This window comes from Acinetobacter sp. LipI_15 (assembly GCF_058242865.1).
Genome location: NZ_JBZAYN010000001.1, coordinates 677112 through 690438, shown reverse-complemented (window position 1 = coordinate 690438; position 13327 = coordinate 677112). Strand labels below are relative to the sequence as shown.

General features: G+C 41.5%; 14 protein-coding genes and 1 pseudogene. 4 read left to right on the top strand and 11 right to left on the bottom strand.

Annotated elements, in window-relative coordinates:
- The first annotated feature begins 1 nt into the window (after position 1).
- On the top strand, positions 2-730 hold the full coding sequence (locus tag AC4CU0_RS03340; RefSeq protein WP_490742459.1) for a type III pantothenate kinase: 729 nt from the start codon (positions 2-4) through the stop codon (positions 728-730).
- Positions 731-956: 226 nt separating this feature from the next.
- Entirely contained in the window at positions 957-1634 is a 678-nt protein-coding gene (locus AC4CU0_RS03335) for a toxin-antitoxin system YwqK family antitoxin (RefSeq protein WP_490742458.1), read from the top strand.
- 127 nt (positions 1635-1761) lie between these two features.
- Here AC4CU0_RS03335 and AC4CU0_RS03330 read toward each other — a convergent pair whose 3' ends face one another.
- Positions 1762-2355, bottom strand: coding sequence for an RBBP9/YdeN family alpha/beta hydrolase (locus AC4CU0_RS03330; RefSeq protein ID WP_180055575.1), 594 nt, complete (start codon positions 2353-2355; stop codon positions 1762-1764).
- 283 nt (positions 2356-2638) lie between these two features.
- Positions 2639-4042 carry a signal recognition particle protein gene (ffh, locus tag AC4CU0_RS03325; protein WP_490742457.1) on the bottom strand — a complete coding sequence of 468 codons (1404 nt, stop codon included), beginning with the start codon at positions 4040-4042 and terminating at the stop codon, positions 2639-2641.
- A gap of 138 nt (positions 4043-4180) precedes the next feature.
- On the opposite strand from ffh, the gene AC4CU0_RS03320 reads away from it, so the two are divergent.
- Complete coding sequence (locus AC4CU0_RS03320) at positions 4181-4990, top strand: cytochrome C assembly family protein (protein WP_078191164.1); 810 nt, start codon at positions 4181-4183, stop codon at positions 4988-4990.
- Positions 4991-5123: 133 nt separating this feature from the next.
- Here the strand turns inward: AC4CU0_RS03320 and AC4CU0_RS03315 are convergent, their stop codons facing one another.
- Positions 5124-5333 (bottom strand): cold-shock protein, encoded by a 210-nt coding sequence (locus AC4CU0_RS03315; RefSeq protein ID WP_067761877.1) that lies wholly within the window; start codon positions 5331-5333, stop codon positions 5124-5126.
- Positions 5334-5782: 449 nt separating this feature from the next.
- Between AC4CU0_RS03315 and AC4CU0_RS03310 the strand changes: the two genes are divergently transcribed.
- Positions 5783-6715, top strand: coding sequence for a tRNA-dihydrouridine synthase (locus AC4CU0_RS03310; RefSeq protein ID WP_180078272.1), 933 nt, complete (start codon positions 5783-5785; stop codon positions 6713-6715).
- Positions 6716-6771: 56 nt separating this feature from the next.
- Here AC4CU0_RS03310 and AC4CU0_RS03305 read toward each other — a convergent pair whose 3' ends face one another.
- The 8 genes and pseudogenes from AC4CU0_RS03305 to AC4CU0_RS03270 form a co-directional block, all read right to left on the bottom strand.
- Positions 6772-7140, bottom strand: coding sequence for an SseB family protein (locus AC4CU0_RS03305; protein ID WP_078191165.1), 369 nt, complete (start codon positions 7138-7140; stop codon positions 6772-6774).
- 62 nt (positions 7141-7202) lie between these two features.
- Positions 7203-7855, bottom strand: a pseudogene (locus AC4CU0_RS03300) (nuclease-related domain-containing protein).
- A gap of 39 nt (positions 7856-7894) precedes the next feature.
- On the bottom strand, positions 7895-8377 hold the full coding sequence (locus AC4CU0_RS03295; protein WP_490742456.1) for a methylated-DNA--[protein]-cysteine S-methyltransferase: 483 nt from the start codon (positions 8375-8377) through the stop codon (positions 7895-7897).
- 37 nt (positions 8378-8414) lie between these two features.
- A complete protein-coding gene (sugE, locus tag AC4CU0_RS03290; protein ID WP_078191206.1) occupies positions 8415-8732 on the bottom strand; it encodes a quaternary ammonium compound efflux SMR transporter SugE in 318 nt (105 codons plus the stop codon).
- Positions 8733-8787: 55 nt separating this feature from the next.
- Positions 8788-9105, bottom strand: coding sequence for a DMT family transporter (locus AC4CU0_RS03285; protein WP_180147006.1), 318 nt, complete (start codon positions 9103-9105; stop codon positions 8788-8790).
- Positions 9106-9405: 300 nt separating this feature from the next.
- The gene (locus AC4CU0_RS03280) at positions 9406-10317 is read right to left on the bottom strand and encodes a copper resistance protein B (RefSeq protein ID WP_490742455.1); all 912 of its coding nucleotides are present in this window, start codon (positions 10315-10317) and stop codon (positions 9406-9408) included.
- Complete coding sequence (locus tag AC4CU0_RS03275) at positions 10304-12286, bottom strand: multicopper oxidase domain-containing protein (RefSeq protein ID WP_490742454.1); 1983 nt, start codon at positions 12284-12286, stop codon at positions 10304-10306. The genes AC4CU0_RS03280 and AC4CU0_RS03275 overlap by 14 nt, the downstream gene beginning before the upstream one ends.
- Before the next feature lie 46 nt (positions 12287-12332).
- Positions 12333-12836 carry a hypothetical protein gene (locus tag AC4CU0_RS03270; protein ID WP_180147015.1) on the bottom strand — a complete coding sequence of 168 codons (504 nt, stop codon included), beginning with the start codon at positions 12834-12836 and terminating at the stop codon, positions 12333-12335.
- Positions 12837-13327 lie beyond the last annotated feature (491 nt).

The following is a 13327-nucleotide window of genomic DNA, read 5'->3' as shown; positions in this document are numbered from 1 at the left end:
GATGAAAAAATTATGGCTCGATGTCGGTAATACCCGGCTGAAATACTGGATTACCGAACATGATCAAATTATAGAGTATACTGCGGAACTGCATTTACAGTCGCCTGCCGAACTCCTACTCGGTTTGATCCAGCACTTTAAAAGCTTGGACTTAGATCAGGTGGGGATTTCCTCGGTACTCGACAAAAAAAATAATGATCGGATTCAAAAAATTCTTAAATTTTTAGCCGTTCCTGTCACCATTGCCAAAGTTCATGCCGAATATGCGGGCTTGCGCTGTGCCTACGAAGATACCAGTAAATTCGGGATCGACCGTTGGCTGCAAATGCTCGCTGTAGTCAAAGACCCTACTCAAAAATACTGTGTGATTAGTTGTGGAACGGCACTCACCATTGACTTAACAGATGGCTTACAACATTTAGGCGGCTATATTTTGCCAAATTTGTATTTGCAACGTGATTCGCTCATCCAAAACACCAAAGGCATTAAAATTCCGGATGCCACCTTTGATGAGCTGTCTCCTGGTAAAAACACCATCGATGCTGTTCATCATGGCATCTTGCTTAGCTTGGTCAGCACCATTGAAAAGGTTCTCGACAAATATCCAAGTCGGTTGATCTTAACCGGTGGCGATGCTGCGCTATTTGCACGCTATTTAGAACAATATCAGCCAGCTGTCGAAGCAGATTTACTGCTTCGAGGCCTACAAAGTTATGTAAATGGTGTGTAATTTAGCTATTTATTTGATAGCAAACTGTGAAAGCGTGATGGCCAATGGTGATCACGCTTTTTTATTGAGGGTCATTTCATATAAGCGTGGTTACAAATTGTATCGCGATTCATGACCTTTTTTCGTCCAAGGAATTACAATAGCCTGCGATGATCGACAGATACATCAGCAACTTTATAATTTAAAAATGTCTTTCAAGATAGAATATAAGACGAAGAGTATAGATATGAAATTTAAAAATTTACTGGGTTTAAGCCTGCTCGCCTCTACATTATTCTTCGGCGGTTGTACCACGACACAAAATCTAGCCAACTCTAAAATCCCTGCCGAAATCAAATCACAGCTCAGCGCCTCTGAAGCAGTTTTGGGCTATTTTGGAGATGAAGATAATCCCGATTACTGCGGCTGCGTATCGTATATTGACTCAAGCTATTACATGACCCCAGTCAACGACGGCTATTACCGTGTACTTTTAGGTCGTAATGCCACAGGTGATTTTTTAGTCCAAGATTTTTACCAAGAAACCAAAACCCCTCAATCCTCACCTGCTTGGGTCAAAGATCCGATGAAACTATTTAGTTTTAGTGGCAGTGACATCGAAGGCCCAGTAACACTTTATCGCAAAAACGGCAAAGTAGAATCAACCTTTGTGAATCAAGATGGCGTGAGCATCCAAGGTGAAGAGTTTTATCCAACAGGACAACGTGGCGCAGCGTATAAAGTCGATGAAAATGGCAATGATGCCTATCGCTTATGGTATGCCTCAGGAAAAATTGCGGCTGAATATGTGGTCGATACCGATGGTGAATATGTTGGTGCTTATAAAGCATGGCAGGAAGATGGTCGCGAAGCCAATGACAACATTGACGACATTCGTGAACGTGTTGCTTTAGAACTCGACTGATCTATCAACAGTTCGAACAAACAAAAGGCGCAGATTGCGCCTTTTTTTATCTTCAATTGCACCTATTGCATGATCAATTTTAGTTTTCACTATTACCTTATCTATAAAACACGCGCTCAAAACCTACCTAAGCCGTTAAAATCGGCTCTAACACGTGCCACAGTTGTGGAATCTCAGAAAAGCCATCTTTTGCTGTGAAATGCCCTGCTTCTTTCACTTCATAAATTTGTGCATTTATAAAATTGCCCAATTGGATCGCAACCGGTGGCGGCACGATTGGATCATTGGATGAAATCAGACTGATACAAATCGGCATATAGGTCTGTAAAACACCGCTATCCATTTTTGCACGTTGAATAAATGCAGTTAATTCAGGCTGTGTCGGTAAACTACTTTTAAAACCTGACACAAAAACGCCCGCTTTAATCCGTGTGCTATGCTGTTCAAAATATTGATTGAGATAATGCAGCGTGGTTAAGCACCCCAAACCATGTGCAATCACGATGGTATTTTCATCCAAATCTGGCATTTGCAACGCTAGAAATTTCTGCCAATGGTCAAAATCAGGTTGTGCCGCATTTGCCATCACGATGCGTCGAGAATAATGTCCTGCTTCTTGCAGCTTTCGTCCCAACCAAGGAAACCAATGATCATTCGGTGATGCATCATGACCATGAACAATATAGATCTTTTGGCTTTCTGGCGTATGCGGTGTATTCATGATTTGATTCTTATTTTAGGTGATTATTTTTAGTGAAGCTTTCAATTTGCAGTTCGGCAAATTTTCACCTCAGTTTTAAACCTGTCACCTACACGCTCTCAATGTCAATTTGGCATCTTTTTGTAATGATTTAGCTCAGTTCGGTATCTATCTGCTGGTATAGCAAGATTCCTTCATCCAGTACTTGCTATCAAATGCACTCGATCACTTTGCTTAAGCGCACAGTCTCGTCAAATTGCAGCCATAAAAAAAGGCGCTAAATGCGCCTTTTTTTAAGTCCAAATTACTTCGGATCTTTACTGCCGAACAATGGACCCATGCCACCGCCGCCAAATTGTTTTTGCATATTGCCTAATGATTTCATCATTTTTGCCATACCTGTTGGGTTGGCAAATTTCTTCATCATTTTCGCCATTTGCGCATGTTGCTTGATGAGTTTATTTACTTCCGCAACATCCATACCACAGCCTGCTGCAATACGTTTTTTACGGCTTGGATTCATCAAGTCTGGGTTACGACGTTCTTTAATGGTCATCGATTGAATAATTGCTTCCATTTTCTTCACTTGCTTTTCAGGATTTGCTTGTGCAATTGCATCTTGAATCCCTGAGTTGCTCATGCCTGGAAGTTTATCCAGGAAGCCCATCATGCCGCCCATTTTGTTCATTTGATCAAACTGCATCAGCATATCTTCAAAGTTGAAGCTACCGCCTTTTTGCAGTTTTTTCGCCATTTTTTCGGCTTTTTCTTTGTCGATTTTACGTTCAACTTCTTCGACCAAAGAAAGTACGTCACCCATACCCAAAATACGCTGTGCGATACGTTCAGGATGGAATGGCTCTAGGGCGTCGAGTTTTTCACCCATACCCAAGAATTTAATCGGCTTGCCAGTAATAGCACGAACAGAAAGTGCCGCACCACCACGTGCATCACCATCTGTTTTTGTCAGGATCACACCCGTCAAAGGCAAGGCATCATTAAAGGCTTTTGCCGTATTCGCCGCATCCTGACCAGTCATGGCATCAACCACGAACAATGTTTCAGTCGGCTTAATCGCTGCATGCAGCTCTTTAATTTCATCCATCATTTCGTCGTCTACATGTAAACGACCTGCTGTATCGACAATCAAGACATCAGCAAATTGAATTTTTGCTTGCTCAATCGCACGATTTGCGATGGTAATTGGTTTTTCGTCTGCGCTTGATTCAAAGAAAATCGCGCCAACTTCACCTGCAACCGTTTGTAGCTGCTTAATCGCTGCTGGACGATAAACGTCGGCAGACACCATTGCTACTTTTTTCTTTTGACGTTCTTGTAAGAAACGTGCAAGTTTTGCCGCAGTGGTTGTTTTACCCGCACCTTGTAAACCTGCAAGAAGCACAACAACTGGTGGTTTTGCCGCTAGGTCTAGGCTTTCATTCGCCTCACCCATCATTTTGGTCAATTCGTCATGAACGATTTTGACGAAAGCCTGCCCCGGTGATAACTGAGTCATCACTTCTTGGCCTAATGCTTCTTCCTTAACTTTCGCGATGAATTCACGAGTTACAGGTAACGCAACATCGGCTTCAAGAAGTGCCATACGTACTTCGCGTAACGTATCTTTAATATTGTCTTCGGTTAGCTGCCCTGAGCCAGTAACATTTCTTAAACTCTGCGTGAGTCGTTCTGTTAAGGTATCAAACATTGCAAAATCCGCTTAAAATAGCCATGAGCAAAAAATTGTTTCTTAAAATAGAAAATTTATGCCTAGAATGCTATAGGATACTTTAGTTCTTGCAGAATTTATATAAATGAATATTCAACATCCTGAAAAAGGTTTGACATGATCAGTCTCCCCTTGGTTTACACGATCCTAGCATTAATCGCTTATACCACGTCTTTTTGGTATTTATTCAGCCATTTAATGTCTAAACGTGCGCCGAACCATTGGTTTATTGGTGTTGTACTTGGTTTAGGCATGTTATTGCATGCAGGTGTTTTATATAACGACATGTTGACGCCTATGGGTGTGAACTATGACGTGTTCAACCTGATGTCATTTACTTCAGGTCTCATGCTATTACTCAGTGTGTTATTTAGTACCTATCGACCTGTGCTGGCAATGAACCTGTTGGGTATTCCTGTGGCAGCGACGGGGTTGATTTTAGGCTTTGCATTTAGTCGACAAAATCAATTTATAGAACAACATTCACTGGGTTTAGACATCCATATCATCTTGTCACTTTCCGCGTATGCCGTCCTGCTGATGGCAACTATTCAAGCGGTTATTTTGCGTTTACAAGACCGTGAACTGAAAAACAAACAGAAAAAACGTGTATGGGTGAGCCTGCTTCCATCCTTCCAAGCCATGGAATCTTTACTATTTGACTTATTGATTGCTGGTTTTGCACTACTGACCGTGGCACTTGGGTTTGGTTTCTTCACCATCGATAACTTCTTTGCACAGCATTTGGCGCATAAAACTGCCTTTAGCATCATTTCATGGTTCGTCTATGGTGCCTTGCTCATTGGGCATTATCGATTCGGTTGGCGTGGTCAAAAAGCCATTCGCTTTACCATTATTGGTTTTTGTCTATTGGCAGTCGGCTTTATTGGTTCTAAGTTTATTTTAGAAATGGTTTTGGGTCGCTAAGTCGACGATGAAACTATCTTAAGTTTTATTAAGAAGGGAGCTACAGCTCTCTTTTTTATAGCTTGATTATTCACATAAAAACAACAGGCATAAAAAAAGCGCTATACAGCGCTTTTTTTTCATTACGTCTAAATTATAGAGCAACGATGTTTACAGCATTCGGGCCTTTTTGACCTTGAGCGATGCTGAAAGAAACCTTTTGGCCTTCTTGCAAAGTTTTGAAGCCAGAACCAGTGATTTCGCTGAAGTGAGCAAAAACGTCAGGACCGTTGTCTTGTGCAATAAAACCGAAACCTTTAGTTTCGTTGAACCATTTAACTGTACCAGTAACTGTATTAGACATAATAATACCTATTAATTTGTTGATTTAGCCATTGGATGATGACTGACTATAACTTGGAAAATAATAAAGAATTGAACTTCATTTCTGTAAAAAACGAAGGATTATGACTAACACTGCGATACTTAAAGAAAATTTACGAAACAATACTTTTTTTCTAGTTGCAGCCATCATACATGAAATCTTAAAAGATTCAAGCACAGTATATGTTGTTGATTCCATTAAAAAACAACAGTAAAAGCCATCTTCTTATTATTACTATCCATCTGTATTTACTCATTTTATTGTTTAAGTTTTATGTCAGTCAAGACATTACGACTTTGGTCCTAATTTCACCAAATAATTACATAAAATCTTGTGATTTCGTATTCCGCGTCACCAAAAGCACAAAACCTAGACATCCCTTTCAAAACCACGTATAACTCCGTTTTTCAATTTTTGGCTGTGTGACCGTGAAACTTGTTCTTGCGCCGATGGAAGGCTTAACCGACCCAATTATGCGAGATGTGTTGACGCATGTGGGGAGTTTTGACTGGTGTGTAACCGAGTTTATCCGTGTCACGGACTCTGTCCTGCCCGACCATATTTATCATAGCTATTGTCCCGAACTGAACAATGCAGGCAAAACTGCAGCAGGAACACCAGTTCATGTGCAGTTCTTAGGTAACAATCCGACCATGCTCGCGGCAAATGCTGTACGCGCGGTAGAACTTGGTGCCCCTGCGATTGATATGAACTTTGGTTGCCCTGCAAAAACCGTCAACCGCCACCGTGGTGGTTCAGTTCTGCTAGATGAGCCAGAAGTGGTGTATGAGTTAGTCAAAGCTGTGCGTGATGCTGTTCCGAGTCATATTCCTGTATCGGCAAAAATGCGTTTGGGTTATATGGACCGTAACTTCACCATGGAAAATGCGCATGCCATCGAAGATGCAGGAGCTGCATGGGTTACAGTCCATGCGCGAACCAAAGCCGATGGTTATACCCCGCCTGCCTTTTGGGATCAGTTGCAACCCATTCGTGAAGCATTAAAAATTAACGTGATTGCCAACGGTGAAATTTGGAACAATGCCGATGCCAAACAGTGCCAACTCGAATCGGGTTGTGAAGACCTGATGATTGGTCGTGCTGCAGTGACCACCCCTGACATTACACAGTGTATTCGTCGTAATACCGATGAGCCGCTGATTACATGGCATGAACTACTTGGCTTACAAATTCGTTTCTTAAATGGTTCGTATAAAAAAGAAATGAATATGGTCGGTCGTTATAAACAATGGCTCGGCATGATGTCAAAACATTACCCAGAAGCCAAAGTTCTTTGGGATGAAGTAAAACGTGTCAAACCACTCGATGAAATCGTGGAAAAACTCAAAGCCGGTATGTAAGTTTTAAAACACATATCTCAGCGTAGCCGCAAAGCCTTTGAACACGCCTACAGTGTTCAAAGGCTTTGTTGTTTGGCAAACTCTAAAATTGCATCGATCTCATCTGCCAAAAACTCTTTTGGGTGTTCCGAAGTCGGGTTCATCACCAAGCTTGCGCCTTTGGTAATCGCAAATAATTTTTCCGCACTGATCATGACAAACTCTGCATCTGCGCCAACATCCTGTTGAAGCATCGCAAGACTCAGAAAGAACGGAATGGCTTGCTCGCCCTGCTCCGTTTCCATCAATTGAAAATGTAAATGCTGCTCAGCATCACGCTCACCCAAACAATATACTTGGCTAGCTAAAAGTTGCTGATAAAAGTCTTGGTATTGCTCAGGATGATCTAAAGTCGATTCATAAAGGTGTTGAAGCGTGTCGTTCATTGTTATTGTCCGTCTATTTTTATCAGTCAGATACTGTTCACAATCCACAGCATACAGGAAGTTTATGAATTATGCCGTTGATTTAAATCCTCAATGTGCTGTCGATTTGTTTTCCACGATTTTTCTAAAATTTCTTTTTCTAAACGTAACTGTATTCGTTTAAGTTTCATTTCAGAGATCACCGGTTGCTGAAAAGTTTGAACATAGTCCACCCAAGCTGTACCCCGAAAAACATTCGACGGCATCTCTGTTTTAAACACCGCTTCAGGCATAAAAACAATCACAGAATGCATATTGTCTTTATCCACAATATCGCTCAACACCAGTTCTAACACTTTCATATGTTTATAATTTTAGTGAATCGGATTTTGAAATTTAAAACTTTTTTTATAAATCTTTTGCGTCCATTGTTTTTGTCTCTCGCTCCCAAAAATCCAACCCTTATAGTTTTTAGTTTCAATCACAAACACACCAAATGGGCTTAAAAGAAGATGATCAATTTGAGTCGTAGCTCCCTCGCCATCTGGTAAGGTCAAATCATTTAACAAGATATAATGGTCTTTCAAATAAAGTTTAACATGAACGGCGACAGCAAACTCCCCCATTTTCCCCTTTAAAAAAGGTTTAAATGCTTTGATTGCCCCACAATCAGTAACAATGGAATTAGCCACCACAACGTCGAAATGAGGGGTGCAAAGATTTGAGAAATATTCATTGATTTGATTCATTATTTTAAATAAGTATATTTTCTATTTTATTGTAATTTCTCAATTTTTAACAATATTTCTTTATTTTCTAGACCACCCGCAAAACCCACTAATTTTCCATTTGCGCCCACGACACGATGACAGGGTGCAATAATTGAAATTGGATTTTTACCATTGGCTGCACCCACAGCACGTACGGCTTTGACATTGCCGATCTGCTCTGCAATTTGTTTATAACTGCGAGTTTCTCCAAAAGGAATTGTCAGTAAAGCTTGCCAAACTTGTTGCTGAAATGCAGTACCCTCAAAGTCTAGTGGCAAGTCAAATTGCTGTCTTTTACCTGCAAAATATTCATTTAATTGCTGTGCGGTTTTGAGCAAAATCGGGTGTTGCAGATCTTCAACCAAAGCCGCCAATCGTACACGATTAGGATTTTCATTTTCCCAAAGCACAGCCACCAATGCGGTTTCATGTGCAACAAGTTTTAATTGTCCAACGGGCGAATTTAAAAACTGATAAGAAAGTTGCATGAGATACTCCAAGCTCAAAATCGCAGCACTTCATTATTCAAGAGGACGATAATTTCATCAAGACCAGTCCTGAAATAATCAGTACTGCAGCTAGCATGCGCATGGCATTGGCAGGCTCACCCAATACAACGATGCCGAGGATAAATGAACCCACTGCACCAATCCCTGTCCACACCGTATAGGCTGTACCCAGCGGTAAGGATTTCATTGCATAAGACAATAAAGCGAAACTTGCGATCATGAAAACGATGGTCAAAATACTTGGCGTCAGTTTGCTAAAGCCTTCAGAGACTTTCATACAATAGGCCCAAACCACCTCAAGCAATCCCGCTACAATCAATAAAACCCAAGCCATATTTTTACCCATAAAAAAAGCACAGAGGTCAATGACCGCTGTGCTTTAAAACATATTAACTTGAAGATAATTTCATCAAGATTAGACCAGAAATGATCAGTACTGTGGCTAACATCCGCATAGCAGTTGCAGGCTCACCGAGTATAAACACCCCCACGAGGAAAGAGCCAATCGCGCCGATTCCAGTCCAAATGGTATAAGCCATTCCTAGAGGCAACGTTTTCATGGCATAGGCCAATAAACCAAAGCTCAGGATCATAAAAAATAAAGTGACTAAACTTGGGCCAAGTTTTGTAAAGCCTTCTGAGAGCTTCATCGAATAGGCCCAAACGATTTCAAAAATACCAGCGAATACTAGAACAACCCAGACCATGATGCCTTCCTCCATATTAGTAGAGTCAGGTCGTCCTGACGATTTTTCTTACTGGCTTTGAACAAAGATGTAAGGGAGGTCGTTCCTCCGAGTATTGTCTTAGTATAGCAAACATGCTGAATTTTAGTGCAGTCTTTACATTTTTGACCAAATTCAGGGCGTTATTCAGTTAATGAAAAAACTTGCACAGATGAATTGCACCAAAACATGGCATGTCTGTTCAAAGGATAGATTCAGACATAAAAAAAGGCATCACCAAAACCTGTTGATGATGCCCTCTTTATTTGGTCTATTTGACTGTTAGAACTTCAGACGAAGTCCTGCGCCATACCACCATTGTTTTTCACTTCCAGTTTCAGCTTGCCATGCCGTATGCTGATTTCCTTTTTCATAGCTGTAAGCAACATCGATAAATGGCATCAACTTTTTATTGATTTCATAGCGTGTTTCTAGCCCTAGCCATACAGCACTGAGTCCTGTTTTTTGTGCATAGGCGGAATCATCACTCAGCACCACATCTAGGTTCAGATACGGTTTTAAAATCAGTTTTTGCGTCAGCAGCAGATCACGTTCGGTTTCTAAAGAAAAACTGACCAGATTATCTGTATCAAGATATAGATAAGCATCAGTTTCAAAGAAATACGGTGCCAGACCATGCAGACCCACCACAGCATCTAACTGTTCTTTGTCCGTCACTTGATGTTCATCGACCCGATAACGCGCACCAATTTGTGCATCCCAAAAGTCGGAGATCATACGGCTATACATCACTTGAGCCGCATAATCAGCGTCTTGAGATTCTGCTTTATCGGCATGTAGTTTGATGAATAGCTTATTTTCATCGGTCCCGATTCGACTCTCAATTTCGGTCTTTAAACTTCCTCGGCCATCGGCATTATTGAGCCATCGATTGTCTATTTCGGTCGCTTGATAAATCTGTCCACCATGTTCACGCTTATGATCAACAGGATGCTGCGCAAACTCAGCACGTGACGCAATAGATGATGCTTTTGCATGTTCTGCAGTATGCTCTATCTGGCTCGATTCAATCCCTGTTTGCAGCTCTTGATGCGACGAATCATGTGAGGAATGCGACTCATGTTGAGCTGACATCGGCATGCTGTGATGTGCATCTTGCGCCATGGTTATTTGAGTGACCGATGCCAAAGCTAAACTTAGAACCGTATATGTGCATGGTTTAATGATGCGCATGAGACACCTCCTTTTGCGGCACAGATGCTGTTTTCGTATTCTCTGCGACATTTGCGACCACAAGTTTATTCATCATCCCTGCAGACATGTGATACAGCAAGTGACAATGAATCGCCCATTCCCCTAATTCATTGGCCGTTAACAGAGCAGTCACTGTTTTCCCTGGCGGCACAATCACCGTATGTTTATTTGGCATTTCAGAAGACACTTGCCCATTTTCCAATTGCATGAACATGCCATGTAAATGCATCGGATGCGCCATCATGCTGTCATTGACAAATTTCAGGCGAATTCGCTCACCATATTTCACTTGTAGTGGTTCGGCTTCGCTAAATTTTTTGCCATTCATGGTCCACATATAGCGTTCCATCGTTCCTCCCAAATGAATGACCAAATCTTGCGTCGGTTCACGTGTATCAGGCTGTGGCGTTAACGCTTTTAGATCACTATATTGCAGTGCCTTATCACCAACAGGTGTTGAAGCATTGGCCCAACCCATAACCGTTGCTGAATTTTCAACTGCCTGCTTCTCCTCTTTAGACTGTGCATGCTCCATCGCTGTATGCATATCATGTTTCATGGATGAATCTATTGAGAAGTGGTTCATAGATGAATGATCCATCACACTATGATCCATATTGGCATGCGCTGAATCAGACATGTTCTGTTTATGCATATCTGGATGCTGCATAGTAGTATGTGCAGTCACTGGAGAATAGTCCATGTCATGTCCCATAGCTGCATGATCATGAACTTGTTTCGGCTGAATATTTGACGGATTGACATTATGCGCGCTGTGCTCATGAGCATTCGCTTGTTGGCTTGCTGAAGTTTGGGTTGAACCTGTAGCAGTATGTCCCATATTGCTATGGTCCATACCTGACATTGAACCATGCCCCATATCTTCCATGGTCAGCAAAGCGCGTGGCCGAGCTTTTGGCATGTGAATGCCTGAGTGCTGAGGCTGCGTTTCATCATGTAAAGTGCCTATCGCAAATCCTGTCCGATCGATCGACTCAGCCTCTATCTGATAGTGCGCAGATTTAGGCTCTACGATCACATCGTAGGTTTCCGCAGCACCAATGCGGAATTCATCAACATTGACTGGTTTGACCGCTTGGCCGTCTGCACTGACCACCGTCATTTTGAGCTGAGGAATGCGCACATCAAAAAACGACATAGCCGCAGCATTTACAAAACGAAGTCTGACTTTTTCATTGGGCTTAAACATCCCCGTCCAGTTCTGCTGTGGTGTTTTGCCGTTTACTAAAAACGTATAACCCGTGACATCAGACAAATCCGTTTTCAGCATACGCATCTGATTCCACATCGAACGGTCTTGCAACGTATTTTTAAAACCTGTTCGTTGAATCTGCGTCCATACATCTGAAACTGTTTCACGCTGATTTTGATAGTATTCGGCAGACTTTTTCAGATTTGCCATAATCTGAGCGCTAGATGATTCATGAAAATCCGACAGCATGACCACATAATCACGTTGCGTCTGTTCATGTGCTGCAAGTGCTTGTTTGCCTTTCGGATAAATTACCAAAGCGCCATACAATCCGTCTTGTTCTTGGCCTTTGGAATGCGCGTGATACCAATAGGTTCCGCTTTGACGGACTTTAAATTTATAAGTAAAGCTACCATCGGGCTGAATTTCATTGAAACCATTAAAACCGGGTACACCATCCATTAAGCCGGGCAGCAATAGACCATGCCAATGCACCGAGGTATTTTGTTTTTTGAGCTGATTATGTACATGGATGACCGCATCATCGCCTTCTTCAAACTCCAGTAAAGGCGCAGGAAACTGACCATTAACACTGATTTTTTTGACCGCTTTACCTGTCAAATTGATGGTCTTTTCATCAATATTCAGATGATATTCTTTAATGGCTGCAAACGCCCACGTTGGAGACAGCAGACACACCCCGAGCACGAGACATGATTTAGATAAATTAGACATGACTTAACCTTTATAAAATAACGAAAAAACGTATTTAAAACTCAGGTTAAGCTTGCGGAGGTCTTAGAATTTCTTGCCAAAAGCCTTTTGAATGCTGTCCAGCAAAAATGAAACGAGGAGGTTCTGTATAGTGATGCACATGGACGGTCTGCAATGCGACCAAGGCGCTATCGACATAAGAGGTACTGATTTGGCAATGTGCGAGTGTACAGTCCTGACAGTCTGTGTTTTGTATCGTTGAATGATGCACCTGATCATCTTGCTGTGCAGATGTCGCATGACAATCCGTCATTGAAATGACTTCAGGTGTCGTCTGCTTGCCATGATGTGCTGCATGCTCAGGAACAGCTTGCCGCTGATTTTGATGGCAATTTGCCATATTTGAATGTGAAGGATCAGTATGTGCTGCATGAACTGATGCCTGATGGGCATTCGCAGTCATCATTTGTTGATGTTGAAAATTTTGCTGTGCACTGACCACACTGCTCCATCCCATGACAAACGCCATGAGCCAAGCAAAGCCAAGATGCTTACGCAAAAAATTGAACAATTTAGTATCCTAATTCAACCCAATGATGCACTGTGACAACATATCCCTATTAACACATCTTTAGAAACATCACGCGATCGGCTCAGCCGAAATCCGCATGAAACACCATGATGATGTTATTTATGATTCAACGCAATCACATGACATTCGTATCTACATGACATGCAGCTCGACCAATTTATCCATCATGAACGATACATATAGGAGTATCTAAAAGCACTATCCAGTGCGATCGATGATGTGTTTTGCCAGTCGCAGCTTATCTCAATACTTGCTAACAGCATAATTAATTGTGCAGTTATTCACAACAGTTTTAAATTTATTGCGCTATCATAAAAATCAGCGCATATCGTCCAGTTAAAACATAAAAGTTATTTTTTAAACTGATTAATTATTTACCACAGATTAATAAATACACAATATTTCAAATACTTTGACCCATATAAAAAGGACTCAATTGAGTCCTTTTTATACTTAATACGTCTAATTAT